Raw genomic sequence first — 24,778 nt, forward strand, 5'->3', positions numbered from 1 at the left:
TCCTGTGGTGGGTGGGGTGTTGCGAGGGGGTGTGACGGAAGCTGGAATGAACGTACTTGTCGTGTACGCGCACCCTGAGCCCGGCTCATTGACCGGAGCGTTGAAAGACGTTGCGGTGGAACAGTTGCGGGCGGATGGGCATGAGGTCCGGATCACTGATCTGTACGCGATGGGGTGGAAAGCGCAGGCGGATGCCGGGGACTTCGGGGCGGTGGCGGAGTCGAACTTCATGTTGGCCTCCGGCGAGGCCTATCGGGAAGGGACGCTGAGCGCTGATATTCGCGCTGAGCAGGAGAAGCTGCTGTGGGCCGACACCGTTCTGCTGCATTTCCCGCTGTGGTGGTTCAGCATGCCCGCGATCATGAAGGGGTGGGTGGATCGGGTCCTCACCTGCGGGTTCGCCTATGGGGCTGGCGGTGATTCGATACCGCGATACGGTGCGGGGGTGTTGGCCGGCCGGCGGGCGATGCTGGTGGTTTCGGTCGGCGGGAAAGAACCGTCCTACTCCGATCGGGGGATCAACGGGCCGATCGAGGATCTGTTGTTTCCGATTCAGCACGGAATCTTGTACTACCCGGGCATGGATGTGTTGCCGCCGTTCGTGGTGCACGGGACGATTCGGGTCGACGACGAACGGTTCGGTGAGATCGCTGACGATCTGCGTCGGCGGATGTCGGAACTGGAAAAGCTCGAACCGATTCGGTATCGGCCGCAAGGTGGCGGCGACTACGACCGAAGCCTGCGGTTGGAGTCGGGCCGGGAAACGCCTGGGTCCGCCGGGTTCGGCCTGCACGTTGCCCACTAAATTGGTTCAGGGCAGTGGCGCGGCACCTCGTTGGGTGAGCAGCATTCCCATCAGCCCGGCCTCTTGCCCCTGAGCGTGGATCATCGAACGCGCGGTCTCCTTCACCGGCCCGGACGGGAGCAAATGATCGGCGGCCTGCGCCATCAGAATCCCGCCTTGATGATGGCGAAACATGAGCTGCAAGAACAGGATCTCGGCGTCACGACCGCGCGCGGCGGCGAGCGCATCGAGCTCCGCCATGGTAGCCATCCCAGGCATCACGCTGTCCGATGACTTCTTCCCATCGGTTTGCGCGACCGGTGCCGAATGCTGGTGCGGCAGAGCCTCATCGGTGTGCATCCATGCCATCGGCCGCGCGGGCACCGGCGAGGCATTGGCCAAACGCAACCAGCCGAGCATGGTGCCGATCTCCAGCCGTTGGGTGTCGTCGAGCTGTTGGGTCAGCCGCAACACCGCCGGATCGACGGCGCGGTCGAGGCGTTGCGCCATGATCAGCGCCTGCTGATGGTGCGCGGTCATGTCCTGCACGAAACCGATCTCGACGGCGCTGAGAACCGGTGCGGCCGTGTGTGATTCCGGCAGGACGAGCGGGCGCAGCGCGGCGCCGAGCACCAGTAGCGCGAAGGCCAGGGAGGCGAGCGCGCCGCCGCGCATCCAGCGTGGCATCGCTACGACCCGACGATCGACTCTTGGTCCGCCGGCGGCGAATACACGTCGTTCTCCAGCTGCAGCACCATGAATCCGTTGTCGGAGCAGGTGACATACAGTTGCGAGCCACGCCATTCCGGCGGCGAGAGGCACCAGTCGGTGGAGACGTCGCCGAAGGCGAGCCTGCCGGTGCGCGGGGTGAGCGCGTCCGTCGGATTGAACTGCCCTTCCAGCACCGCGCGAATCGCGGGCGGCGCGCTCATCAACGGCACCCCGATGATCGAGGCGAGCGCGTGCGGTGAATTCCACAGGCTGAGGTTCTGACCGGTGCGGGCCGGTGGGTTGAAGTAGGCGATCTCACGAATGTCGAACGGGTCGCGCACATCGAAAACCCTGATACCGGAGGAGATCCAGCCGCAGGCGAGCGCCGTCGGATTGTCCCGGCGGTCCGCGGTGCAATAGTGCGATTCGTAGGCGAAAGCCGAACCACCCATGGACGAACCGATATTGCTGTCGAGGTTCTGCGGCAGGTTGATTTCCAGCTTGATCTTCGCGGCGACCTTCGGATTGGTGTCATCGGAGATATCGATGAGTTTCACACCGCCCGAACCGCCTTCGTCGACGGTGTAGAGGTACGGCTTGCCGTTGTAGGTCACCGGAATGCTGTGCTGGGTCGCCCAGCCGTCGGTCCAGAACACCCGGCCGATATGGGACACCTGCGGGTTCGGATCACGGCGCTGCACCGCGCTGATATCGAGCACGGTGAAGCCGCCGAGCGCGGAGATGTACATCCGGTTGCCGTCCGCGCTGATGCCGAAGCCGTGCGCCTCGATCCCGGTCAGGCCCTGCCAGACGACGTGCGGGTTGGTGGGATCGGACAGATCGATGGCGCTGACGAAGCCAGGCGCGATGCCCGAGGCCCAGTAAGTGTTGCCGTCGGGGGAGAAGCCGCCTTCGTGCGTCGTAATCGGGAGCGGCATCAGCATATTCGTGCCGGGCCCGGTATTGAGCAGCCGCGGATGCGCACAGTCGGAGATGTCGTAGACCGACAGGTAACCGACGCCCGTGCCGACCGGGACCCCGGTGCCGACCAGCAGCTTGCGCGCGGTGTTGACCTTCAGGCTCTCCCAGGTGCCGGCGAGCATCGCGGGTTCGGTCAGGTTGGCGGTCGGTCGCGGGTTCGCGGGATCGGACGCGTCGACGACCTGAACGCCGCGACCCTCGCTGATCAGGTCACCTGGGAAGAAGGAGCCCATATAAGAGCAGTGCTCGAAGCTGGTCGAGGTGATGCCTGCGCCGCGACCGGCGAAGCCGCCCACGAACGACATGTTGCAGCGATAGCCCTGGGTGCTCCGGCCACTGTCTCGGTCGGCCGCCGTGACGTCGCCCTGCATGCCGTTCTCGGGTAGCGAGCCCGGCCCGCAGTCGGCCCGAGGAACCGAGGTGCGGCCGACGTCCAGGAACTCCTGGACCGCGTTCTGGATGTCGGATTGCAGGTCGGCCGATGCGCTGGTGGGCAGCATCAACACGGCGGCAAGGCCGACCGTGACCAGGGCCAATGGTTTGAAACGCCGCAGGCTCGCCAATGAGCGCATCGTCGACTCCCCAACCTTCATCAAGGTGTTGCTCTGACATCCCTCCGCTGACTGGGACAGCTCGGGGAACTGACTGAATAGTAGTAACTACCGTTAACTTATGCGGGAGGTTTTGCGGAAATTCGATGAACTAGCTGTTCAGGACGGTGTCGTCGGCATGGCGCACCGTCTGAGGCGCGGGTCGTGAGGTGCGAGCGCAGGTGCGGGGCTCGGAACGTGGGGTGCGGGCGCGGGAGGCGGGCAGTGCGGCGCGGGCAGTGAGGCGCGAGGCGCCGATGGGGGCGGGCCACGGGCAGGCTGGGGAAGTGCGAGCGGGGGATCGGCGGCCACTCGCCGTGCGGAGTTCAGTCCGCGAGAAGCTTCGCCACGTCGTAGGTGAGTAGATCCTCGCAGGCCGCGAGCAGCGCACCGCGCAACTCCGCCGATCGCTCCGCCAACGCGGACTGGGACCGCACGTATTCCGCCCGCCCGGAGGGTGTTTCGATGCGCACAGGTTCGTACCCGTACTCTGCCAAATCATAAGGACTGGCGCGCATATCGAGTTCCCTTGCCGCACAGGCCAATTCGAAGCAGTCCAGAATCAGCGCGGACGAAACCAGCGGGACCAGCTTGAACCCCCATTTGTACAGATCCATATTCGCGTGCAGGCACCCGGGCTGTTCCCGGCTGACCTGATCGGCCCGAGTCAACGGCTCGATATTCCGACCCACCGCATCGGGCGTGAAGAACCGGAACGCGTCGAAATGCGTGCAGCGCAGCGACATCGACTCGACGACTTCATCGGTGCCGGACCGGCCCAACCGCAGCGGCACCTGCTGATGCCTGACATCGTCGGTGCGATACACCATCGCCCATTCGTGCAGCCCGAAGCAGGACAGTTGCGCGGGCCGGGATGCGGTGGCGCGCAACAGGTTTGCGATGAACTGGATGGTGTCGCGACGGCGCGCGAGATAGCCGGGGTCCGCCGTAAAAACCTGCGAATCCGCCGCGAGCCGGTGGTAGCCCCGCGCGCCGTCGTATTCGCGAGCCCCCGCCAGTCCGACGCCGAATCCCGGATGCCAGCGCCGCAACTGGGCGGGCTTGTGCCCGTAATAGGTGAACAGGAAGTCGATCACCGGATGTGACGACCCGGCGGCCCGCCGTTCGACATACGGACCGACCAGGTGATCCACCCGAACCAGGTGCTCCGCAGCCTGTGCGCGCCACCGCGCTTCGGCTAGGACGGCGACTTCCGACCCGCTCATTCGACGATCCGGTGCGTCCCGTCGCGGACGGTGCCGACGAACTCTTCCACCAGGTCTTCCAGCGCCACAATGCCCGTGGTGTTACCGCGGGCGTCGACGACACGACCCAGGTGACTGTTCGTCCGGCGCAACCTGGCCAGCGCTTCGTACAGCGGTGTGTGCACGCTCAACGTCGGCAACGGCCGAATGTCGGTGCGCGGGATGGGCGTCGTCGGTCCCGCGTTCTCGTCGGCGACCTTGTCCAGCACATCCTTCACGTGCATATAGCCGACCAGCGACCCGTCGCTCGCGCGCACGGGGTAGCGGGAGAAGCCGGTCTCGGCGACGGCGCTTTCGATGTCACCGAGCGTGGTTCCGTTGCCGCGCAACGGAACTGTCCTGGTCGTCGCCAGCGGCACCATCACATCGGCGACCACTCGCTCACTGGTGCCCAGCGCCTGGGTCAGCCTGCGGTGTTCCTCCTCGTCGAGCAGGCCCTCCGAGCGCGACTCACCGATCATCTCGGCGAGCTCCACCGAGGAGACGGTCGCCTGCAGCTCATCCTTCGGCTCGATCCGGAACATCCGCAGCGTGAGATTCGCGCAGAGGTTGTAGAAGGCGATGAGTGGACGGGCCACCCGCAACCACATCAGGTGCACCGGAACAAGCAGCAGCGCACTGCGTTCCGGCCCGGCCAGCGCGATGTTCTTCGGGATCATCTCGCCGAACAGGATGTGCAGCACCACCACGATGGCGAGGGCGATGGCGAACGCCACCGGATGCAGCAGCTGCTCGGGCATGCCGAGGAAATCGAACGGCCCCTCCAGCAGGTGGGCCACCGCGGGTTCGCCGACGCGGCCGAGCAAGATCGAGCAGATGGTGATGCCGAGCTGGGCGGCGGCGAGCATCATCGACAGGTTCTCGCCCGCCCGAATCACGATGTCGGCGTTGCGCTTTCCCTGCGCTGCCAGTGCTTCCAGGCGATCGCGGCGCGCGGAGATCAGGGCGAACTCGGCCGCGACGAAGAAGCCGTTGCTCGCGAGCAGCACCACGGTGAGCAGGACACCGAAGAGGTCACCCATGGCTGTGCTCCTGCTCTGGTTCGGCTTGCAGCTGCCGGAACGCGAGGTCGTCGGGGGCGACCGGAAGCAGCCGAACCCGGTCGATCCGGCGGCCGTCCATGCGCTCTACCCGCGCGATCCAGCCGCCGGTGCTCGGCTGCTCGCCCGAAGACCATTGCTGGGAACGCGGATTGGGCAGCACGACCTCGTCGCCGGCTTCGGGGATGCGGCCGAGCCGGGTGAGCACGAGCCCGCCGAGGGTCTCGTATTCGCCTTCGGGGGCGTCGTATCCGGTGGCGCGGGAGACCTCGTCGATGCGCAGCAGGCCGGAGCAGTCCCAGCCGTCGGCCACTCGGCGCACGTCGAGTTCTTCCTCGTCGTGCTCGTCGCGGACGTCGCCGAGGATCTCCTCGATGATGTCCTCCATCGTGACGATGCCCGCGGTGCCGCCGTATTCGTCGACGACCAGCGCGACCTGCATGCCGTCGGCCCGGATTCGTTCGAGCACCTCGTCGCCGTCCAGGCTGGCGGGCACGATCGGCACCGGGTGGGCGAGCATCTGCAGCGGGATGGTGCGGCGCACGTTCGCGGGATGGGTGAACGCCTGCTTGATGTGCACGACGCCCAGGGTGTTGTCCAGGTCGCCGTCGATCACCGGGAAGCGGGAGTAGCCGGTGCGGCGGGCGGCGTCGATGAGGTCGGCGATGGTGTCCAGCTTGTCCAGCGCCTCGATCTTCACCCGCGGCGTCATCAGTTCCTCGGCGCTGCGCTCGCCGAACTGCAGCGACCGGTCGATCACCAGCGCGGTGCGCTGGTCGAGCGAGCCGCGCAGCGCGGACGTGCGCACCAGCGACCCGAGTTCCTGCGGCGAACGCGCCGAACGCAGTTCCTCGGCCGGCTCGACACCGAGCCTGCGGACGACCCAGTTCGCGGTGTTGTTGAGGAAATGGATCAGCCACTTGAAGATGACGGAGAACGCGACCATCGGCGGCGCCGTGGTGCGCGCGGTGGCCAGCGGCTTGGCGATCGCGATGTTCTTCGGCACCAGCTCGCCGTAGATCATCGACAGCGAGGTGGCCAGGACCAGGGCGAGGGTGAGCGAGATGCCGCGGGCGGCGGTGTCGCTCAGCCCGACTCCGGTGAACAGCGGATCCAGCAGCCGCGCGAGCACGGGCTCGGCGATATAACCGGTGATCAGGGTGGTAATGGTGATGCCGAGCTGCGCGCCGGACAGCTGGAACGACAGCGTCCGATGGGCTTGGCGGACCATCCTGGCGCGGACGTCACCGTCGCGCGCGTGCGCCTCTACGGTGCTGCGTTCCAGCGCGGTGAGCGAGAATTCGGCGGCGACGAAGAGGGCGGTGCCTGCCGTGAGAGCGATGAACCCCAGCAGGCTGAGCACCGTGAGTGCGACGGACATCGTCAGCACCCGCCGAACGGGACTGGGAACTGCACGGTGGGGAATGGGGCTGGGGGAAGGAGGACGCCGGGTTTGTCACCCGGCTCGGTAGAGGAGCCCTCCTGTGCTGCGCCCTCGGACGCGGGTGACAACTGGATCCTTTCGCAAGCCGAAGATGTGCTGCCGGAAACCGGCAACCACTATGTTACCGGCCCACGCGTCGAGTCGCGTGGGCCGGTGGTCGTGCCGTGTCGGCGTGTCTCACCAACCGCTGGGCAGCGGGCGTCCCTCGGCGAAACCGGCGGCCGACTGCACGCCGAGCACCGCCTTGTCGTGCAACTCGGCCAGGCTGCGGGCACCCGCGTAGGTGCACGCGCTGCGCACGCCGGAGCAGATGTGGTCGATGAGGTCCTCGACGCCGGGGCGCTCGGGGTCCAGGCGCATACGCGAGCTGGAGATGCCCTCCTCGAACAGGGCCTTGCGGGCCCGGTCGAAGGCGCTGTCAGTGGCGGTGCGGGCCGCGACGGCGCGCTTGGACGCCATGCCGAAGCTTTCCTTGTAGGCGTTGCCGTCACGGTCCAGGCGCAGGTCGCCGGGGGATTCGTAGGTGCCTGCGAACCACGAGCCGATCATCACGTTGGACGCGCCCGCGGCCAGCGCCAGCGCGACGTCGCGCGGGTGCCGCACGCCGCCGTCGGCCCAGATGTGCACGCCGAGTTCCTTGGCGGCAGCGGCACATTCGGCGACCGCGGAGAACTGCGGTCGGCCGACGCCGGTCATCATGCGGGTGGTGCACATGGCGCCGGGGCCGACGCCGACCTTGATGATGTCGGCGCCCGCGGCGGCCAGATCGCGAGTGCCCTGCGCGGACACCACATTGCCCGCCACCAGCGGCACGCCGAGGCCGAGATCGCGGACGGCGCTGAGGGATTCGAGCATCTTGGCCTGGTGGCCGTGCGCGGTGTCCATCACCAGCACGTCGGCGCCTGCGTCGACCAGTGCCTTGGCCTTGGCGACCACGTCACCGTTGATGCCGACCGCGGCGGCGACGCGCAACTGGCTCTGGTTGTCGACGGCGGGCTGGTAGATGCCTGCGCGGACCGCGCCGGTGCGGGTCATCACGCCGGCCAGCGTGCCGTCCTCGGCGGTGAGCACCGCGAGCTGGGCGTGCTTGGCCTCGAGCAGTTCGAAGATGTCGCGCGGGGAGGTGCTGGCGGGGGCCTGCACGAAATCGGTGATTGCGACGTCGCGCAGCCGGGCGAACCGGTCCACATCGGTGCAGGACGCCTCGGTGACGACACCGACCGGGCGGCCCGCGTCGATCACGATGACGGCGCCGTGGGCGCGCTTGTGCATCAAGGCGACGGCCTCGGACACCGAACGTTCGGGGTCGAGGGTGACCGGGGTGTCGGCGGTGAGCGAGCGGCTCTTGACGAACGCGATGGTGTCGGCGGCCGCGCTGATCGGCAGATCCTGCGGAAGCACGACGATGCCGCCGCGGCGGGCCACCGTCTCGGCCATCCGACGACCCGCGACCGCGGTCATATTGGCCACGACGATGGGAATGGTGGTGCCGGACCCGTCGACGGTGGAGAGGTCGACATCGAACCGTGAGGCGACATCCGTCCGATTAGGGACGAGGAAGAGGTCGTCGTAGGTCAGGTCATACGGCGGCTGATGGCCAGGGAGAAACTGCACTTAACCGATGATAACCAAGTCCGGTCGGTAGCGCGCAATTCTCCAGCACTCGGTGGAGATGTACCTCACAGCGTCGCGCGGGCACGCTGGCTGGGAGGACGGTGCAACCCACGCCGCCGACCCGCGTACCGCCACGTCCCGGCGCGCTCATAGCGAACCCGACTGCGGTGCGACTCACGGATTCAGCGGCGGTTCATCGAGGTGGTCGAGACGACCAGGGCATCGTGGACACGCCGCGCCGCTTCGACCCACGCGGGTGCGAGCGCGTTGTGGCGCTCGGCCTGCGCGGCTGTCGCCTGCGCGACTCGGGTGAGCAGTTCGTCGGCGTAGTGCAACTGCATCCCGAACGCACTGCGGATCTCGTCCCGATGCAGCCGACGGTGCGTCATCTCGTGATCGAGTCGCACGATGAAGCCGATGTAGGCCGTGAGGTGCTGATGGGTGTTGAGGGTGCCGAAGGTGTCGCCGACGTAGTGCGGGGCGACGCCGGGGAACCAGAACCCACCGGCGATATCCTCGGCGAGCACCTCACCGGCCTTGAACTTGTACCAGAGGTCGGAGATCGAAATACGGTGCGCCAGAAATGAATCCGAGAAGAACGTGGCGATGAGCTCACTGGTGATCGTGGCTCGTCTTTCCTGCCGTGCCAGCATCAGCGAGGACAGGAAACCGGCCAATCCGCCTACGAAGGCCCCGAGCGCGGCAACCAGAAACCCTTGCATGCGTCCCCCTGATCCTCGGCTATCGCGGACAGCCCGCTACTCATGATGCCGGATCAGGCGGCGGCTTGGGCGCTCGATAAGCGGATTGCGGTGGCGCACATGACGACCACCGCGAGGCCGGTGATGACGAGGCCGAAGGTGTTGGTGCGGAAGCGTTCGTCGAGGACGGTGACGCCGATGAACGCGGCGGCGAGGGGTTCGGCGATCGTGACCGCGGGCAGGGACGCGGTGAGGGGGCCGGCTTGGAATGCTCGCTGTTGCAGGTAGACACCGGTGATCCCGGCGGTCACGAGGGCCCAGGTCTGCCAGCTGCCGAGCACCTCCGTGAGGCCGTGTTCGAACAGCATGGTGACGTAGGAGGTGAGGGCGGCGGCGACGCCGTAGAGCGAACCGCTCGCGGCACCGAGGAGGAGGGCGCGGCGTCCGGGGGCGGCGCTGCGCAGGCCGATGATGGTGGCTGCGCCGATGAGCGCGGCCAGGACGGCTAGCGGCAGCAGCCAATGATGCAGGGGTGCATCGGTATTGCCGGCCGACGGATCGCCGACGAGCAGGAAGCAGGCCAGGGCCGCGGTGAGCGCGAGCGCGGTCGCCCAGGTGCGCGCGCTGACGCGGCGGCCGTTGAGTTTGGCCGCCAGCGGTAGCGCGAACACCAACGCGCTCACCAGGATTGGTTGCACCAGCAGTACCGAGCCCAACGCGAGCGCGGCGACCTGCATCGCGTAACCGCCTACATCGCCGGCTATTCCGGCCCACCAGCGCGGGCTGCGCAGCAGTGCCCGGATGAGCGAGTCACCCTCCGGTACCGCAGCCGCCGCTTGTTGCTGCGCGACCGCGGCTACCGCGAAGAACAGCGCCGCCAGCAGGGCGCAACCCACCGCACCCGCTGGATGACTGGTCACAACCGTCAGTTTGCCCCACGGTTGCGAGTCCCCGGCGAGTGCTCCGGGCGCACGGCGCGTCGCCGTTCATTCCCGGGCGTGTCGCCGCCGGTAGTCCCAGCTGGACCGGACCCGCGCCCACGTCCGCCCGCGCCACCCCCGACTTTGGCCGATCCGGCCCCACGCACGCTCGAACCACTGCCACTCGGTGAACCCGCAGCGCGCCCGCCCGAACTACCCGCGCCGGACCGGCCCTTCGAACCCTGATCGCGCGACGACCCTTTCGCCGAACCATCCTTGCGCCGATCGGCCGCCGCATGCTCGGCCCGCACCGGCGCACCCCCGCCGCGCGTCTCACCCGACCGCCGCCCCGCTCCGGAGCGTCGCCGACCAGTCCCCGAATTACTCTCCGCCACAGGCTGCTTGGGCGGCGCGGGCGCGGCCACCGGAACGCCCGATGGCTGGCGCGCCCCGGTGATCTCGATCAGCCGACGATCGCCGGGCCGAACATCGATCCCCACGATCTCGACACCCGCCTTACGAGTCATCGCCTCGACCTCGCGCCGCTCCTCGTCCATCACCAGCGTGACGACCACCCCGTCCTCACCCGCCCGCGCGGTCCGCCCGGCGCGATGCAGATACGCCTTGGACTCCGCGGGCGGATCGACGTGCACCACCAGCGAAATGTTGTCGACGTGGATACCGCGGGCCGCGACATCGGTGGTGACCAGCACCGGAACCGACCCGTCCGCGAACGCCGCCAGCGTGCGCGTCCGGTTGTTCTGCGCCTTGCCGCCGTGCAGCGCGCCCGCCGCGACGCCTGCCCCGCGCAGCTGCTTGGCCAGCCGGTCGGCGCCGTGCTTGGTGCGCACGAACATGATGGTCAGCCCGTCGCGCGCGGCGATCTCGGCGGCCACGGACCGCTTGGCCAGCTTGTCGCGCACGAAGAGCAGGTGGTGCGTCATGGTGGTGACCGACGCGGACGCGGGCGCGGTGGAGTGGGTGACGGGGGAGCGCAGGTAGCGCTTGACCAGCTTGTCCACCTCGCCGTCCAGCGTGGCCGAGAACAGCAGGCGCTGACCATCTTTCGGTGTCTGGTCGAGCAGCTTGGTGACCTGCGGCAGGAACCCCATGTCGGCCATGTGATCGGCCTCGTCCAGCGCGGTGATCCGCACCTCGGACAGCCCCGCCGACCCCTGCGCGATCAGATCGGAGAGTCGCCCGGGTGTGGCGATGAGCAGATCGACGCCGCGCGCGAGCCGCTCGGCCTGTCGCCGGATCGGCGCGCCGCCGACCACCGACGCGACCCGCAGCCCCATCGCGAGCGCGGGTCCGTCCAGCGCCCGTTCGATCTGCGCGGCCAGTTCGCGGGTGGGCACCAGCACCAGTCCGCGCGGCCGCCCCGGCTTGGTCGATCCGCTGGCGAGCCGGGCCAGCATGGGCAGCCCGAACGCGAGGGTCTTGCCGGACCCGGTCGGGCCGCGGCCGAGCACATCCTTGCCCGCCAGCGCATCCGGCACCGTCGCGGCTTGGATGGGAAACGGTGCCTCGATGCCGTCGTTGCGCAGCGCCTGCACGAGCACGGCGGGCAGGCCCAGGTCCATGAAGGTCACGGTGGGCGCCGCGGCGACGGGTGTCGAGGGGGTCACGGGTGCTGTGTGCCTTTCGTAGGACGCGCTCGTGCTCGGAAAACGCGTTGTAGATGGGGCGGTGCGCGCTACGGGAGAACAGCAGCGCGAAGAGACGATGCGGCCGGCCGAGTAGCAGGCCAAGTGTCCAGGATACGTCCTATGATCCGCTAGCCGCGGAACAGGCGTTCGAGCTCCACCAGCCAGGGCACCGCGACGGCCATGGTGGGTACGACGAGGATGGCGGCCGAACCGAGGTAGGCGGCGGTGGCGACCCGAACGTCGCCGATCCGCCCGGTGAGGCGCTGGATGCGAATCAGGGTGGTCGGCCCGCCCGCGGCGAGCGCACCCTGGGGCGCGGTGGATTTCGAGCAGGCGACGAGCGCACGTGCGAGCGGCTTCGGCCCGGTCACCTTCACCGCGGAGTCGTCGGCGAGCAATTCGATGAGCAGCTTCACCGAGCCGAGCGCGGCCTTGCTGCGCACGAATCGCGGAAACGCTTCGTGCACAGCGGTAAATGCCTCGAGCACCAGGTCGTGCCTGGCGCGCAGGTGTGAGCGTTCGTGGCTGACGATGGCGGTGATCTCCGCGTCGTCCAGGTTGGTCAGGGTGCCTTCGCTGATCACCACGCGCTGGCGGAGCCCGGGCAGGCAGTAGGCGATCGGCTCGGTCGCGGCGAGCACCCGGATATCGGAGGCGCGGCGGCGCGGACCGCTCTGATCGAGCAGGTCGACGAGCATCCGGTGCCTGGCCCGCCTACGCCGCGTGTGCACCCCGACCCGGACGATCGCATAACACAACCGCGCGCCGACCAGCAGTGTCAGCGCGAACACGAAAACGTAGGCCAGCCACAGCGGTAACCCGAGCGCGTCGATCTCGCGGGTGGGTGCGGTGGTCGGCCTGCCGTCGGGTCCGGGCACCAGCAGTTCGGCGGCGATGGCCAGGCCGGAGCCGAACGCGCTGAGCACGGCGGCGAGCGCGATGGCCTGCCAGAGCACGAGCGCGGCGCGGGGCGTCCGGTATGTCCAGGTCGCCCGGCTGAGCAAGGCCGGGGCAGGCCCCGCGAGAAGCAATGCGAGTCCGGCGAATACCGGCGCGGTTGCGTTCATCGACTCAGCTCACTGCGTTGGGGGCAAGGTCGCGAGGAGTCTACTGCGGGGGCGGTGTGTCCTCGTTCGCTTCGAGCTTAGCGAGTGCTTCGCGAAGTGCGGCAGCCTCATCCTTTCCGACCTGTTCCACGAAGTGCACCAGCGCGGCGGCGCGGCTGCCCGCGGCGTCGGCCTGTTGCAGTGCGTCCACCATGAGGCTGGCGACCAATTCGTCCCGGCTGTGCACGGGCGCGTAGCGATGAGCACGGTCGTCGCGCTGCTGGACCACGAGATTCTTCTTCGCGAGTCGTTGCAGCACCGTCATCACCGTGGTGTACGCGAGCTCGCGGCGTGCGGCCAATGCCTCGTGCACCTGCCGGACTGTCTGCGGTTCATCGGTCGACCACAACTGGTCCATGACCGCTTTCTCGAGTTCACCAAGTCCTGCCATTCCACAATTTTACGGACTCAACGACGCGCATGCGTACTACAGGGTGTCGTAACTATGGAATAGCTGGTGTGGTATTTGTCATACGGCGGTGGATTCGGGCATGACGGGCCCGCCTGCCTTGCCGAGAACGTGGCGCGTTCCGATCGGCACCACCATCGGCCGACCGGACACCGGATCCTCCAGAACCGAGGCGTCGAGGTCGAAAACCTCGCGCAGCAAAGCGACGTCGATGATGTCGGCGGGCCGACCCTGCGCGACGATGCGGCCCTCGCGCATGACGATCAGCTCGTCGCTGTAGCGGATCGCCAGATTCAGGTCGTGCAGGACCATCACCACGGTGCGGCCGAGCTCGGCGTGCAACCGGTCGACCAGGTCGAGCACGTCCACCGCGTGCGCCAGGTCGAGATAGGTGGTCGGCTCGTCGAGCAGCAGGATGTCGGTGCCCTGGGCCAGCGCCATGGAGATCCAGGCGCGCTGGCGTTGTCCGCCGGAGAGCTCGTCGAGCGCGCGGTCGGCCAGATCGGCGATGCCGGTCTGCGCGAGCGCGGTCATCACCTCGTCCTCGTCGGCGGCCGACCACTGCCGGAACCACGACTGATGCGGATGCCGCCCGCGCGCGACCAGATCGGCGACGGTCAGCCCCTCCGGCGCGACCGGCGACTGCGGCAGCATGCCGATCACCCTGGCCACGTCCTTGGTCTTCATCGTCGAAATAGCCTTGCCGTCCAACAACACTCGGCCCTGCTGCGGGCGGAGCAGCCGGCCGAGCGAGCGCAACAGGGTGGATTTGCCGCAGCCGTTGGGCCCGATCACGGTGGTGATCACGCCGGGCGCGATGTCGAGGGTCAGCCCGTCGATGATCACCCGGTCGCCGTAGGCGAGCGTGACGTCGTCGGCGGCGAGCCGGGCGGGCACCGATTCCGCGGTGGTCGCAGCGTCTGTGGTCATGACAGCGTCGCCTTCCGATTCATTCGCACGAGCAGGTAGAGCAGGAACGGTCCGCCGAAAGCCGCGGTCACGATGCCCACCGGCAGGTCGGCCGGGAAGAGCGAGCGCGACGCGACATCCGCGCCGACCACCAGAATGGCACCGGTGAGCGCCGACCCGATCAGCGGTTCGCCGGGGGTGCGCAGCAGTCGCCGCGCGATCTGCGGCGCGGACAGCGCGACGAAACTCACCGGCCCGACGGCCGCGGTCGCCACCGAGGCGCCGACCACCGCCGCGCCGATCAGGATGGCCTGCTGGGTTTGGATGTGCACACCCAGCGACCGGGTGGTGTCGGCGCCGAGCCGCAGCGCGGCCAAGGTGCGGGCCGAGCCCAGCGCGACGACCACTACCACGGCCAGCGCGAATGCCGCTGGGAGCAAACCGGATCGATCGGCGTTGTTCAGCGATCCGTTGAGCCACAACTGGGCTCGTTGGGCGTCTTGCAACGTGGCGCGGGTGAGCAACCAGCTGATGCCGGCCAGCAGCAAGGCGTTCATCCCGACGCCGATCAGGACCAGGCGCAAACCCGTCACGCCCCGATCGCCCGTCGGACTGCGTCCCCAAGCCAAGAGATAGATCGCCACCGCGGTGAGCAGCCCGCCGGCCAGCGCGGCCAGCGGTGCGCCGAACGTCGCGAGTAGCCCGGTGCCACCGCCACCGACGACCACCGCGACGGCGCCGAGGCTGGCGCCGGTGGTGATGCCGAGCATGTCCGGCGCGGCGAGCGGGTTGTGCAGGATGGACTGGGTGATCGCACCCGCGAGTCCGAGCGCGGCCCCGACCACCAGTGCGGTGAGCGCCCGCGGCAGCCGGGAGTCGAGCACGATGAACCGCTGGGCTCTGGTTCCGCCGCCGGTCAGCACGTCGATCACCCGGCCGAGCGGAATGTGCGATTCGCCGGTGGCGACGTCCAGGCAGAAGCACAGCACCAGCAGCGCGACCAGCGCCAGGACGACGAGCACCATCACCGGACGCAACACCACCGAGGCGGGCCCGACCCGCAGCGCGGGCCGGGCACCCTCGGTCTTCAGTGACAGTGTCACAGGCTCACCAGCTTCCGACGACGGACGAACGCGATGAAGAACGGCGCACCCACCACGGCCAGCATCACGCCCACCTGCAACTCACCCGGTTTGGCCACGACGCGTCCGACGATGTCGGCGAGCAGCAGCAGCAGCGCGCCGAACAATCCGGAGTACGGGATGAGCCAGCGGTAATCCGGTCCGGTGATCACCCGGGCCAGGTGCGGCACCACCAGGCCGAGGAATGCGATCGGGCCGACCGCCGCGGTCGACGCGCCGGACAGCAGCACGATCGCGGCCAGTCCGAGCGCACGACTGCGGCCGATATTCACCCCGAGCCCGCGCGCGACATCGTCGCCGAGACTGAGCAGGTTCAGGCCGGGGGAGGCGATGAGGGCGAGCAGCAGACCGAGTGCCAGGAACGGCAGTACCTGCCACAACACCGAGGCGTCGCGGCCTGCGACGGTGCCGACGACCCAGAATCGGTAGGTATCCAGCGCCGCGGGGTCAAGCAGCACAATGGCATTCGTCATCGCCTGCAAAAATGCGCTGACTGCCGCGCCGGCCAGCACCAGGCTCAACGGGCTCGCCTTGCCGCCGCCGATGGCCGAGGCGCTGAACACCACAACCCCTGCGATCAGTGCCCCGGCGAAGGCGAACCAGATGTACTGCTCCGGCGCGGTGAACGCGAATAGATAGATGCTCAGCGCCGCGAGGAACGCCGCGCCTGCGTTGAGCCCGAGCAGTCCGGCGTCGGCGAGCGGGTTGCGCGTGTAGCCCTGGATCAGCGCGCCGGCCATGCCGAGGGCGAGTCCGGTGACCAGTGCCAGTGCCGTGCGAGGGAGCCGAAGTCCACGTACGATTTCCTCGGCGGTGGAACCGGCCGGGCAACTGAACGGTCCGCCGGGACAGGTGAGCGCGTTGTGCAGGGCGTCGTAGACGGTGCCCGGCGCCAGCGACCTGGTACCGATCGCGATGCTGGCAACCACGGCGAGCAGGAGCAGTGCGGTCAGGACGAGCAGGCCGGTCAGGCGACGCCGCCGTGTGGTGCCGAGCGTGGTCACGGTGACGAGCTACTCCTGAGATTCGTTGTAGCAGAGTACTGGTTGGTCTGGTAAGCCTAACCTATCTTGCGGTACGCACCGCTACGGCCAATCCTCGAGGAGGTTCAATGCCCGAGCTCATGACCACCTGCCCGCCGCGCCATACGTACCTGGCGTTCGATCGCACGTGTGACAGGCTGCGCGCGCTGCAGCCCGAGCATCCGCGTGTGTATGCGGTGGCGGCGATGGTCGAGCAGGGCAAGCGCCGATGGTGGCGGCTCGCCGACGGGGTGCGTGAAGGCCGGATCGAACGGATGTATCGCAGGCACGCGGCGGAGATGATCCGCGCCGATGTCGCGGCCGAGGTGGTGGCGACCGCGCTGATCCACGCGGTGGTCGGCCGGGTGATCGCGCTGCTGGTGGCCGAGGGTCGGGCCTGGGATCCGGGCCTGGAGAACCTGTGGATCCACACCGACAACGACGGCGGCATCGACTGGGCCGGGCTGGGCGACACCACTATTCGGGTGCTCGACGGCGACCCGCTAGCCGAGGAGCCGGGTGTGGTGAGCCTGCCGTGCGAGGGTGCGATGTATGTCTGGCTCGCACATCGCTGCGAGCCGTCGCTGACGCTGATCCAGTCGAGCATGGCTCGCTACTCCGGGCTGAGTGCGCGCCGATTCTGGTTGCTGGTCGGTGAATCCATCGTGGGCGCCTCGACGTACGTGCCGGACCTGGCCGGCACCGACGCCGTGGTCGGCACGCGGCGCGGTCAAGGGCTCTTGGCGGCCTTGGAGCAGCGTGGATTACCGGTTCGACGCGCGACGGCCTTGCTAAGTTAGGTAAGCCTGACCTATAGTCATAACCGGCGTAAGGATTGGTCGAGAGTCCCGAGGGCTGCGGTGACCCCCGATCCATTGCCGCGAAGGGCTCCACCCCCAGGGGTGGAGCCCTTCGCTTTGTCCAGGTGTGACCTATCTCGCTTTTTCGTTCCCTGGCGTGCCGCGATTTCGCGGGTCTACTGTGACGCCGACACGGAAGCGAAATCCCCTGAACCCCTGGGTGATTCGTCGCATTTCGGACAAAACGGCGGGTCGGAAACCGCCGCGCTGTCCGGTGCCGTGTCGCCGACCTTTCGGTGCGACCGAAGCCGCACCGCTGCCGAGTCGCCGACGCCCGTTTGCCTTGTCCGGCAAACGTTCTCGCCGTCGCTCATCCTGTACCGAGGAGTGTGCCGGGTGCTCGCCGAACCAACCCGTTTCCGTTCCGTCGCCGCGGCCTCGGCCGCGACGGCGCTGCTGCTCGCCGCCGCCTGTGGCGATGAGCCGAAATCGCGCAGTCAGGTCCCGATCAGCGCGGCCGCGCATGCCGCACCGCACTGGGACTACGACGCCGAAGGTCCCGACCACTGGGCCGATTTGGACCACGACTACCTCACTTGTAAGAGCGGCCACGAACAGTCGCCCATCGATCTACCGAGCCATACCCGGCTCGACCCGGCCGAGCACATCACCCTCGACTACGGCTCGGTGCCGACGCTGCGGCTGGTCGACAACGGCCATACCGTGCAGGCGAACCTGCAGGCGGGCAACGGAAATCGCCTCGTCGTCGGGGGAGTGGCCTACGAACTCACGCAGTTCCACTTCCACCTGCCGAGCGAACACACCGTCGACGGCAGCGGCACGGCCATGGAATTGCACCTGGTGCACAAGAGCAGCGCGGGAAATCTCGCGGTGCTCGGCGTCTTGCTGGAGGCGGCGGACGAGGCCTCGCCGTTCGACGAAATCCTTTCGACCGCACCGACAACGGTGGACGCCGAGACGATCATCGAAACCCCGACCGACTTACGCGCCCTCCTGCCCGCGGACCTCGACCAGTTCCGCTACCGAGGCTCGCTGACCACGCCACCGTGCAGCGAGGGCGTCTCGTGGACCGTGCTCGAACACCCGGTGCCGGTCGCCACCGCAGGTGTGGACCGGTTCCGAGCCCTGTTCCCGCACAGCAACCGCCCCACCCAGCCGCTGAACGGACGACCGGTCACGCTGGCAGGCGGGTGAGCCAGCGGTAATCGGTGGAAACCGCTGTGCAAAAGTGGACCGCATGACAGATCAGGAGAAGCCGGCGGCGGATTGGCTCGCGACGATCACGCCGGAACAGATGACGGAGGCCAGCGAAGGCACGTTCAGCGACCTGATCGGTCTGCAATACACCGAGCTGAGCCCGGACCGGGTGCGCGGCGAGTGGACCGTCAAACCGCACCTGTACCAGCCCGCGGGCATTCAGAACGGCGGCGTCTACTGCACCGTCATCGAGACGCTGGCCAGCGTCGCGGGCGGGATCTGGTACGGCGGCAAGGGCACGGTCGTCGGGGTGAACAACAACACCGACTTCCTACGCGCGGTCCGCGACGGCACGCTCTACGGCGAGGCGACCCCCATCCACCGCGGCCGGTTGCAGCAGCTGTGGCAGGTGGTGATCACCGACGAGCAGGAGCGGGTGGTCGCGCGCGGCCAGGTCCGGCTGCAGAACCTGCCTGCCAGGGACTGAACGGGCGCTCGTCCCGCATCGCCGGGACGGGCGTGCCAGAATGACCGTCACCCCGACCACCCCCGACCCGGTGAGGAACCCGCATGCGACTGTCGCCGCACGAGCAGGAACGGCTGCTGTTGAGCTACGCGGCCGAGCTGGCCCGGCGCAGGCAGGCGCGCGGGCTCAAGCTCAACCACCCCGAGGCCGTCGCGCTGATCAGCGACCACGTGCTCGAAGGCGCAAGGGACGGTCGCTCGGTGGCCGAGCTGATGTCTTCGGGGCGAACGGTTCTCACCCGCGCCGACGTGATGGAGGGCGTGCCGGAGATGATCCACGACGTCCAGGTCGAGGCCACCTTCCCCGACGGCACCAAGCTGGTCACCGTCCACCATCCGATCGGCTAGGAGCGCCGCATGAGACAACGACGCGAAGCCGACGGGCGGGTGCACGCGGCATGATTCCCGGTGAATACCGCTGTGCCGAGGGCACTATCGAGCTGAACGCCGGTGCCGTCCGGATCGCACTCGACGTGGTCAATACCGGCGACCGGCCGGTGCAGGTCGGCAGCCACGTGCACTTCCCGCAGTCCAATGCCGCGCTGCGGTTCGACCGCGAAGCCGCGCACGGCTACCGGCTCGACATCCCGGCCGGAACCGCCGTGCGTTTCGAACCCGGCCTAGGGCAACGCGTTTCGCTGGTCCCCATCGGCGGCACCCGCGAGGTGCACGGCATCACCTTCCCCGCTCCCGGCCATCTGGACGATCCGCAGTGAGCAAGCGCAGCCGCACGACTTCTGATTTCCCGCATACGGAATCGCATGGGATTTCCGGTGCGGGAAATCAAAAAGTGTGCGCCGACTCCGAGAGGGCACGATGAGTGAGTTGAGCCGCGCACGGTATGCGGAGCTGTTCGGGCCGACCACCGGCGACCGAATTCGGCTGGCCGACACCGATCTGTTCATCGAGATCACCGAAGACCGCAGCGGCGGACCGGGACTCGCGGGTGACGAAGCCGTCTTCGGCGGCGGCAAGGTGCTGCGCGAATCCATGGGCCAGTCCCGCGCGACCCGCGCCGACGGCGCCCCGGACACGGTGATCACCGGGGTGGTGATCATCGACCACTGGGGCATCATCAAGGCCGACATCGGTATTCGGGACGGCCGCATCTGCGGCATCGGCAAGGCGGGCAACCCCGACACCATGGACGGGGTGCACCCCGACCTGGTCGTCGGCCCGTCCACCGAGATCATCGCGGGTAACGGCCGCATACTCACCGCGGGCGCCATCGACTGCCATGTGCATTTCATCTGTCCGCAGCTGATGGACGAGGCGCTCGGCGGCGGCATCACCACGCTGATCGGCGGCGGCACCGGCCCGGCCGAGGGCAGCAAGGCGACCACCGTCACGCCCGGTTCCTGGCACCTGGCCAGGATGCTGGAGGCCACCGACGGCTGGCCGCTGAACATTGTGCTGCTCGGCAAGGGCAACACGGTCAGCGCCGACGCCATGTGGGAGCAGTTGCGCGGCGGCGCAGCAGGTTTCAAGTTGCACGAGGACTGGGGCTCCACCCCGGCCGCGATCGACGCCTGCCTCACCGTCGCCGACGCGGCGGGCGTGCAGGTGGCCCTGCACTCGGACACGTTGAACGAGGCCGGTTTCGTCGAGGACACCCTCGGCGCCATCGCGGGCCGCGGCATCCACGCCTATCACACCGAGGGCGCCGGCGGCGGCCACGCACCCGACATCATCACTGTCGCGGCGCATCTCAACGTGCTGCCGAGTTCGACCAACCCGACCCGCCCGCACACCGTGAACACTCTCGACGAGCATCTGGACATGCTGATGGTGTGCCACCACCTGAGCGCGTCCATCCCGGAGGACCTCGCGTTCGCGGAGAGCCGGATCCGCCCGTCCACCATCGCGGCCGAGGACCTGCTGCACGACCTCGGCGCGATCTCGATGATCGGCAGCGATTCCCAGGCCATGGGCCGCATCGGCGAGGTGGTCATGCGCACCTGGCAGACCGCGCACGTGATGAAGCGCCGCCGTGGCGCGCTGCCGGGCGACGGCGCCGCCGACAACGCCCGGGTGCAGCGCTACATCGCCAAATACACCATCTGCCCGGCCGTTGCGCACGGTCTCGACCACGAGATCGGGTCGGTGGCGGTCGGCAAGCTCGCCGACCTGGTGCTGTGGGAGCCTGCCTTCTTCGGTGTCCGCCCGCACGCGGTCCTCAAGGGCGGCGCCATCGCCTGGGCCGCGATGGGCGATGCCAACGCCTCCATCCCGACCCCGCAGCCGGTGCTGCCGCGCCCCATGTTCGGTGCCGCCCCGCTCGTCGCGGCCGCGACCTCTTTGCACTTCGTCTCAGAGCAGGCGATCGACGACGGCCTGGCCGACCGGCTGCGCATCAACCGAAAGCTGGTGCCGGTCAAGAACGTTCGCGATCGCCAGAAGACCGACATGCCGCACAACGACGCCATGCCGCGCATCGAGGTCGACCCGGACACCTTCACCGTGCGCATCGACGGCGAGGTCTGGACCGAGCAGCCCGCCACCGAACTGCCGATGGCCCAGCGCTATTTCCTGTTCTAGGGGGATAGGTCGACCATCAGCGTGGCCAGTTGCAAGGCGGCCGCGCATGGATCGAGTGCTGTTGTGCGCGAACGGTTCTGGACCCGCCACGTGATGGCGCCGTTGGACGCGGCGACGACCGCGCAGTCGCCGGGATCGTGCGGGTTGCGTACGTAGAACGCGGTCGCGGTGACCGTGCCGAGGGCGTGCTTGGTGATCACCATGTGCTCGGTCTGGAAGCCGCCTGCTCTGGCACGGTCCCACAGCTGCTGGAGCGAGTCCTGCGCGGAGTAGGTGAAGCTGATACCCGCGTCGCCCTCACCCACCTGCGCCTCCCAGAAGCAGGCCTGCGCGGTGCGGTGCGCGGTGAGGCTGTCGGCGTGAACGGCGTCGCTGATCTGCTGGGTGGTCACCGGCGCGCAGTCGGCGAACGGACTGGCGGGCGCGGCGGGGGCGGCGTCCGGGGTGCTGGTGCATCCCGTCACCAATCCGGCCAGGGCGAGCACGGCGCATCCGGCGTTGCGGGCAGAGAACGGGGTCATCACCGCTCCCTTCTCGATCATCAAAGGGGTCAGACCAGGTCACGGTACCGACCGGTCTGTAGATATGCGACCTGAGCAGCGGCGATCTTGGTCTCAGTCGACCCCGTCGGGCAGCCGGCCACCGTGCAGCCGGTGGTGGCGGAAGGCGAGGTGGACGATATCGGCGATGCCGGGATCGGCGATCGTGTAGACATTGCGCCTGCCCTCCTTGCGCATGCGCACCAGACCGGTCAGTTTGAGTTTGGCGAGGTGCTGACTCACCGCGGGGACCGTTTGGCCGATCTCGCCGGCCAGGGTGCCGACATCGCGTTCGCCTTGACTGAGCAGCCAGAGGATCTGCAGCCGGGCGGTGGCCGCGAGCATGCCGAAAACCGCTGCCGCGTCATGTAGTTGAGCCGCCGGGATGGGACCCGGCTCGCCGTGCTCGGTCACGTCCGCCTCCAACCTGTCGGTAGCGTGGCACGGAGTGGAATACTTGCGCAACTGATTGACGGATGTGGGGCAGCGGGTTTCTAATAATGAGTGCGCGAATCCGCGTAAATGAACAACCAACGAAACGGGGTGAGCGGCTGATGCCGGTTGACAGTATCGACGTCTCTGGCCGGTTCTCCCTAACGAAACGGGTTGTGCCGGTTCGTCGTTGATCTGCCCGCGCGATCTGTGGCCGTGCTGAGCGGCCGGTCGATCGCCTGACGCGGCACCAATTCTCGATCTTTTCGACCCGGCGGGTCGGCGCGTACGGCGTCAGCCTGTCCAGTCGGCGCGACCGTCCCCCGACGGAGCACTTGTCACCGGATACAACGCGGACAAGTGTGAGCGCGGGAGGTCGCACAGGGCGCTTACCAGCGCGAATGTGCAAGGCCGCGCGCCGGCATCCGGGCGCGGTTCGATCATGCCCGCGCACGGACACTCGACCCGCGAGGTAGGCGGGCACTGCCAGTTCCAGACGCAACGAAGTAGGGGAGTTCCGCCATGGCGATCATGTTCAAGAAGGCCGAAACAGCGCACCGCGCACCGAATTTGGAGCGGCAGTCGATCTGGTTCACCATCGGCCTCTATCTGCTGATCAGTGCGGGACTGCTGACCATGCACTACGCCCATCCGCAGGGGCCGGTCGGTTCCTCGTCCGGTTCGCCCGCCCACTCGTCCTACGGTCGGTAGCGATGCCTGCCCTCAGTAGCGCCGCCGTGCCCGCCGACCGGTTCGACACCGAAGTCCTGCAACAACATTGGATTCCGCTGGCGGCGGGCGATACCGACACCGCCGCGGTCCTGCGCGAGCGGCTCGGGGTCGACTTCGCCGCCGCGCGCAACCGGGTCTGGGAGACGGACAACTTCCTGTACCTGCCGGTCGTCGCCAACTACAAGCGCGGCGACGCCATCGAACGCGAAACGATAGTCTTCGCACTAGGTTCCGAATTCCTGGTGACGCTGCAGCCGGACGAGCACTTCGTGCCGTTCGACAAGGCGATCGCGAAGATGCGCCGCAACCCGGCCCTCACCGGCTCCGCGCACGGCGTGATGTACGCGCTGCTCTGGGCACTGAACGAGGCGTCCGAGCGGGTCATCTACTACGCCAGCGACGCGCTGGAGGCGATGAACGACGAGATCGAGATGGCCACCAACGGTTACGACCAGCGCGGCCGCGAGATCGGCGTCGCCGACATGCGCGGCACCATGTCGCGGATGAACGCGGCCGAGGAGATCGTCTCGCGCACCCAGGAGACCCAGCTCCAATTAGCCCGTGCCGCAAGACATCTGATGGCCGACAGCACCGTGCACAGCGCCGAACTGGAGAGCCTGCTCGCCATCCTGATCGCCGATATCGACGGGGTGAAGCAGCACGCGGGCTTCGAGCACGACAAGGTCCGCTACCTGCAACAGTCGGTGATGACCTGGCTCGACGTCAAACAGAATCAGATCGTCAAGGTGTTCACCATCATCACCGCGGTCTTCCTGCCGCCCACCCTCATCGCCACCTTCTACGGCATGAACTTCACCTGGATGCCCGAACTGGAATGGCAGCACGGCTTCGTCGCCACCACCTGCATGACCCTGGTGGCCGCGGTGATCCCGCTGGCCTACATCAAACGAAAGGGCTGGCTGCGCTGACGGTGGGGATCGGCCCGCACGGCGTGGCTTGGCTCGGTAGTCAATATCATGACTGGCATGACGGCCGCCGGTAGTAGCTCGCCCGCCGCGCCGCGCCTGGATGCCAGGACCGAACGGTGGCGTGCGCATCGGGAGCAGGTGCGCGGCGAGTTCGTGGATGCCGCGTTCCGCGCGCTGGCCGAGCACGGGCCCGACGTGAGCATGGATGACATCGCGCGGGCGGCGGGTTGCGCCAAGCCGAAGCTGTACCGGCATTTCGCGGACAAGACCGACCTGTATCTGGCGATCCTCGAGCGGGTGCAGAGCATGCTGTGGGAGCGCGTGCTCGCGAAGATCAGCCTGACCACCGATTCGGTGGCCGAATTGCTGCGCACCGCGATCGCCGAGTATGTCGCGGTGGTGGAGGAGCAGCCCGATGTGTTCCGCTTCCTGGTGCACAGCCGGATGGCGCAGCAGGCCGAGCAGCCGGAGCGGGCCATCGAGGTGGCTCAGCGTTCGGCGTTGGTGGCGGCGCAGCTGATCGAGGAACGGCTGGCCGGGCAGGATGTCGATACCGGCAGTCTGGAGCTCACCGCCTATGCGATCTTCGGCGCGGTGGGCTCGGCGACCGACTGGTGGCTCGGGGCGAATCGGGCCAGGACCGACGTGATGTCGACTGAGCGATTCACCGAGCACGTGAGCACTATCGCCCGCGGCATGCTCGACGGTGTCGCCGAACTCAACAGTTTGTCGATCGACGTGGACAAGCCGGCTCACCTCGCGTTCTTGCCGGAGTGAA

Annotated in this window: 26 protein-coding genes; 10 read left to right on the plus strand and 16 right to left on the minus strand. The window is 68.0% G+C overall.

Annotated features, from left to right (window positions below):
- The first annotated feature begins 46 nt into the window (after nucleotides 1–46).
- Nucleotides 47–805: an NAD(P)H-dependent oxidoreductase gene (locus tag DMB37_RS40005; protein ID WP_135237179.1), complete on the plus strand. Its 759-nt coding sequence runs from the start codon at nucleotides 47–49 to the stop codon at nucleotides 803–805.
- A 6-nt stretch (nucleotides 806–811) separates the two neighbouring features.
- Here the strand turns inward: DMB37_RS40005 and DMB37_RS40010 are convergent, their stop codons facing one another.
- From DMB37_RS40010 to DMB37_RS40075, 14 genes are all read right to left on the minus strand, one after another.
- Nucleotides 812–1,471 (minus strand): DUF305 domain-containing protein, encoded by a 660-nt coding sequence (locus DMB37_RS40010; protein WP_135237180.1) that lies wholly within the window; start codon nucleotides 1,469–1,471, stop codon nucleotides 812–814.
- A gap of 2 nt (nucleotides 1,472–1,473) precedes the next feature.
- Nucleotides 1,474–3,048: an LVIVD repeat-containing protein gene (locus DMB37_RS40015; RefSeq protein ID WP_135237181.1), complete on the minus strand. Its 1,575-nt coding sequence runs from the start codon at nucleotides 3,046–3,048 to the stop codon at nucleotides 1,474–1,476.
- A gap of 344 nt (nucleotides 3,049–3,392) precedes the next feature.
- Nucleotides 3,393–4,292, minus strand: coding sequence for a 3-methyladenine DNA glycosylase (locus DMB37_RS40020; protein ID WP_240772158.1), 900 nt, complete (start codon nucleotides 4,290–4,292; stop codon nucleotides 3,393–3,395).
- Nucleotides 4,289–5,353, minus strand: coding sequence for a hemolysin family protein (locus DMB37_RS40025; protein WP_135237182.1), 1,065 nt, complete (start codon nucleotides 5,351–5,353; stop codon nucleotides 4,289–4,291). The genes DMB37_RS40020 and DMB37_RS40025 overlap by 4 nt, the downstream gene beginning before the upstream one ends.
- The gene (locus DMB37_RS40030) at nucleotides 5,346–6,752 is read right to left on the minus strand and encodes a hemolysin family protein (RefSeq protein WP_135237183.1); all 1,407 of its coding nucleotides are present in this window, start codon (nucleotides 6,750–6,752) and stop codon (nucleotides 5,346–5,348) included. Before DMB37_RS40030 ends, DMB37_RS40025 begins: the two co-directional genes overlap by 8 nt.
- 240 nt (nucleotides 6,753–6,992) lie before the next feature.
- The gene (locus DMB37_RS40035; protein ID WP_135237184.1) at nucleotides 6,993–8,429 is read right to left on the minus strand and encodes a GuaB1 family IMP dehydrogenase-related protein; all 1,437 of its coding nucleotides are present in this window, start codon (nucleotides 8,427–8,429) and stop codon (nucleotides 6,993–6,995) included.
- Nucleotides 8,430–8,611: 182 nt separating this feature from the next.
- Entirely contained in the window at nucleotides 8,612–9,151 is a 540-nt protein-coding gene (locus DMB37_RS40040) for a hypothetical protein (RefSeq protein ID WP_135237185.1), read from the minus strand.
- A 53-nt stretch (nucleotides 9,152–9,204) separates the two neighbouring features.
- Nucleotides 9,205–10,050, minus strand: a complete 846-nt coding sequence (locus DMB37_RS40045) for a DMT family transporter (RefSeq protein ID WP_135237186.1) — start codon at nucleotides 10,048–10,050, stop codon at nucleotides 9,205–9,207.
- A 5-nt stretch (nucleotides 10,051–10,055) separates the two neighbouring features.
- Nucleotides 10,056–11,633: a DEAD/DEAH box helicase gene (locus DMB37_RS40050; RefSeq protein WP_135238113.1), complete on the minus strand. Its 1,578-nt coding sequence runs from the start codon at nucleotides 11,631–11,633 to the stop codon at nucleotides 10,056–10,058.
- Nucleotides 11,634–11,827: 194 nt separating this feature from the next.
- Complete coding sequence (locus tag DMB37_RS40055) at nucleotides 11,828–12,766, minus strand: M56 family metallopeptidase (RefSeq protein ID WP_107656457.1); 939 nt, start codon at nucleotides 12,764–12,766, stop codon at nucleotides 11,828–11,830.
- Nucleotides 12,767–12,806: 40 nt separating this feature from the next.
- Nucleotides 12,807–13,196, minus strand: a complete 390-nt coding sequence (locus DMB37_RS40060; RefSeq protein WP_107656458.1) for a BlaI/MecI/CopY family transcriptional regulator — start codon at nucleotides 13,194–13,196, stop codon at nucleotides 12,807–12,809.
- A gap of 78 nt (nucleotides 13,197–13,274) precedes the next feature.
- Nucleotides 13,275–14,144 (minus strand): ABC transporter ATP-binding protein, encoded by an 870-nt coding sequence (locus DMB37_RS40065; protein ID WP_135237187.1) that lies wholly within the window; start codon nucleotides 14,142–14,144, stop codon nucleotides 13,275–13,277.
- Nucleotides 14,141–15,226, minus strand: a complete 1,086-nt coding sequence (locus DMB37_RS40070) for an iron chelate uptake ABC transporter family permease subunit (protein ID WP_206055137.1) — start codon at nucleotides 15,224–15,226, stop codon at nucleotides 14,141–14,143. The genes DMB37_RS40065 and DMB37_RS40070 overlap by 4 nt, the downstream gene beginning before the upstream one ends.
- The gene (locus DMB37_RS40075; protein ID WP_135237188.1) at nucleotides 15,223–16,269 is read right to left on the minus strand and encodes an iron ABC transporter permease; all 1,047 of its coding nucleotides are present in this window, start codon (nucleotides 16,267–16,269) and stop codon (nucleotides 15,223–15,225) included. Before DMB37_RS40075 ends, DMB37_RS40070 begins: the two co-directional genes overlap by 4 nt.
- Before the next feature lie 107 nt (nucleotides 16,270–16,376).
- Here DMB37_RS40075 and DMB37_RS40080 point away from each other — a divergent pair, with 107 nt between their 5' ends.
- The 6 genes from DMB37_RS40080 to DMB37_RS40105 all read left to right on the plus strand — a co-directional run bounded on the left by DMB37_RS40080 (nucleotide 16,377) and on the right by DMB37_RS40105 (nucleotide 21,368).
- Nucleotides 16,377–17,087 (plus strand): hypothetical protein, encoded by a 711-nt coding sequence (locus DMB37_RS40080; protein ID WP_135237189.1) that lies wholly within the window; start codon nucleotides 16,377–16,379, stop codon nucleotides 17,085–17,087.
- Nucleotides 17,088–17,483: 396 nt separating this feature from the next.
- On the plus strand, nucleotides 17,484–18,302 hold the full coding sequence (locus DMB37_RS40085) for a carbonic anhydrase (RefSeq protein ID WP_135237190.1): 819 nt from the start codon (nucleotides 17,484–17,486) through the stop codon (nucleotides 18,300–18,302).
- 100 nt (nucleotides 18,303–18,402) lie between these two features.
- Entirely contained in the window at nucleotides 18,403–18,792 is a 390-nt protein-coding gene (locus DMB37_RS40090) for a PaaI family thioesterase (RefSeq protein ID WP_370465442.1), read from the plus strand.
- Nucleotides 18,793–18,875: 83 nt separating this feature from the next.
- Nucleotides 18,876–19,178 (plus strand): urease subunit gamma, encoded by a 303-nt coding sequence (locus tag DMB37_RS40095; RefSeq protein WP_107656465.1) that lies wholly within the window; start codon nucleotides 18,876–18,878, stop codon nucleotides 19,176–19,178.
- A 50-nt stretch (nucleotides 19,179–19,228) separates the two neighbouring features.
- Nucleotides 19,229–19,546: an urease subunit beta gene (locus tag DMB37_RS40100; protein WP_135237192.1), complete on the plus strand. Its 318-nt coding sequence runs from the start codon at nucleotides 19,229–19,231 to the stop codon at nucleotides 19,544–19,546.
- Between the two features lie 100 nt (nucleotides 19,547–19,646).
- Nucleotides 19,647–21,368, plus strand: a complete 1,722-nt coding sequence (locus DMB37_RS40105; protein ID WP_135237193.1) for an urease subunit alpha — start codon at nucleotides 19,647–19,649, stop codon at nucleotides 21,366–21,368.
- On the opposite strand, the gene DMB37_RS40110 is transcribed toward DMB37_RS40105, so the two are convergent.
- Both DMB37_RS40110 and DMB37_RS40115 read right to left on the minus strand, forming a co-directional pair.
- Nucleotides 21,365–21,889, minus strand: coding sequence for a DUF3558 family protein (locus DMB37_RS40110; RefSeq protein WP_167769091.1), 525 nt, complete (start codon nucleotides 21,887–21,889; stop codon nucleotides 21,365–21,367). The two genes, DMB37_RS40105 and DMB37_RS40110, sit on opposite strands and share 4 nt — an antisense overlap.
- 93 nt (nucleotides 21,890–21,982) lie before the next feature.
- Nucleotides 21,983–22,321, minus strand: coding sequence for a metalloregulator ArsR/SmtB family transcription factor (locus DMB37_RS40115; protein WP_240772159.1), 339 nt, complete (start codon nucleotides 22,319–22,321; stop codon nucleotides 21,983–21,985).
- Between the two features lie 540 nt (nucleotides 22,322–22,861).
- Between DMB37_RS40115 and DMB37_RS40120 the strand changes: the two genes are divergently transcribed.
- From DMB37_RS40120 to DMB37_RS40130, 3 genes are read left to right on the plus strand one after another with little or no spacing between them, the layout of a single operon-like run.
- Nucleotides 22,862–23,050: a hypothetical protein gene (locus DMB37_RS40120; RefSeq protein WP_107656469.1), complete on the plus strand. Its 189-nt coding sequence runs from the start codon at nucleotides 22,862–22,864 to the stop codon at nucleotides 23,048–23,050.
- 2 nt (nucleotides 23,051–23,052) lie between these two features.
- Nucleotides 23,053–24,000 carry a magnesium transporter CorA family protein gene (locus tag DMB37_RS40125; protein WP_135237195.1) on the plus strand — a complete coding sequence of 316 codons (948 nt, stop codon included), beginning with the start codon at nucleotides 23,053–23,055 and terminating at the stop codon, nucleotides 23,998–24,000.
- A 57-nt stretch (nucleotides 24,001–24,057) separates the two neighbouring features.
- Nucleotides 24,058–24,777 (plus strand): TetR/AcrR family transcriptional regulator, encoded by a 720-nt coding sequence (locus tag DMB37_RS40130; protein WP_135237196.1) that lies wholly within the window; start codon nucleotides 24,058–24,060, stop codon nucleotides 24,775–24,777.
- Nucleotide 24,778 lies beyond the last annotated feature (1 nt).

It is taken from the genome of Nocardia sp. CS682, from assembly GCF_004634405.1.
GTDB lineage: Bacteria > Actinomycetota > Actinomycetes > Mycobacteriales > Mycobacteriaceae > Nocardia > Nocardia ninae.

What these genes read in the sequence shown, in the direction of transcription:
- DMB37_RS40005 (WP_135237179.1), top strand. Translation starts at nt 47, where the DNA reads ATGAACGTACTTGTCGTGTACGCGCACCCTGAGCCCGGCTCATTGACC.
- DMB37_RS40010 (WP_135237180.1), bottom strand. Translation starts at nt 1,471, where the DNA reads ATGCCACGCTGGATGCGCGGCGGCGCGCTCGCCTCCCTGGCCTTCGCG.
- DMB37_RS40015 (WP_135237181.1), bottom strand. Translation starts at nt 3,048, where the DNA reads ATGCGCTCATTGGCGAGCCTGCGGCGTTTCAAACCATTGGCCCTGGTC.
- DMB37_RS40020 (WP_240772158.1), bottom strand. Translation starts at nt 4,292, where the DNA reads ATGAGCGGGTCGGAAGTCGCCGTCCTAGCCGAAGCGCGGTGGCGCGCA.
- DMB37_RS40025 (WP_135237182.1), bottom strand. Translation starts at nt 5,353, where the DNA reads ATGGGTGACCTCTTCGGTGTCCTGCTCACCGTGGTGCTGCTCGCGAGC.
- DMB37_RS40030 (WP_135237183.1), bottom strand. Translation starts at nt 6,752, where the DNA reads ATGTCCGTCGCACTCACGGTGCTCAGCCTGCTGGGGTTCATCGCTCTC.
- DMB37_RS40040 (WP_135237185.1), bottom strand. Translation starts at nt 9,151, where the DNA reads ATGCAAGGGTTTCTGGTTGCCGCGCTCGGGGCCTTCGTAGGCGGATTG.
- DMB37_RS40050 (WP_135238113.1), bottom strand. Translation starts at nt 11,633, where the DNA reads ATGGACCTGGGCCTGCCCGCCGTGCTCGTGCAGGCGCTGCGCAACGAC.
- DMB37_RS40055 (WP_107656457.1), bottom strand. Translation starts at nt 12,766, where the DNA reads ATGAACGCAACCGCGCCGGTATTCGCCGGACTCGCATTGCTTCTCGCG.
- DMB37_RS40060 (WP_107656458.1), bottom strand. Translation starts at nt 13,196, where the DNA reads ATGGCAGGACTTGGTGAACTCGAGAAAGCGGTCATGGACCAGTTGTGG.
- DMB37_RS40065 (WP_135237187.1), bottom strand. Translation starts at nt 14,144, where the DNA reads ATGACCACAGACGCTGCGACCACCGCGGAATCGGTGCCCGCCCGGCTC.
- DMB37_RS40080 (WP_135237189.1), top strand. Translation starts at nt 16,377, where the DNA reads ATGCCCGAGCTCATGACCACCTGCCCGCCGCGCCATACGTACCTGGCG.
- DMB37_RS40090 (WP_370465442.1), top strand. Translation starts at nt 18,403, where the DNA reads ATGACGGAGGCCAGCGAAGGCACGTTCAGCGACCTGATCGGTCTGCAA.
- DMB37_RS40095 (WP_107656465.1), top strand. Translation starts at nt 18,876, where the DNA reads ATGCGACTGTCGCCGCACGAGCAGGAACGGCTGCTGTTGAGCTACGCG.
- DMB37_RS40100 (WP_135237192.1), top strand. Translation starts at nt 19,229, where the DNA reads ATGATTCCCGGTGAATACCGCTGTGCCGAGGGCACTATCGAGCTGAAC.
- DMB37_RS40105 (WP_135237193.1), top strand. Translation starts at nt 19,647, where the DNA reads ATGAGTGAGTTGAGCCGCGCACGGTATGCGGAGCTGTTCGGGCCGACC.
- DMB37_RS40110 (WP_167769091.1), bottom strand. Translation starts at nt 21,889, where the DNA reads ATGACCCCGTTCTCTGCCCGCAACGCCGGATGCGCCGTGCTCGCCCTG.
- DMB37_RS40120 (WP_107656469.1), top strand. Translation starts at nt 22,862, where the DNA reads ATGGCGATCATGTTCAAGAAGGCCGAAACAGCGCACCGCGCACCGAAT.
- DMB37_RS40125 (WP_135237195.1), top strand. Translation starts at nt 23,053, where the DNA reads ATGCCTGCCCTCAGTAGCGCCGCCGTGCCCGCCGACCGGTTCGACACC.
- DMB37_RS40130 (WP_135237196.1), top strand. Translation starts at nt 24,058, where the DNA reads ATGACGGCCGCCGGTAGTAGCTCGCCCGCCGCGCCGCGCCTGGATGCC.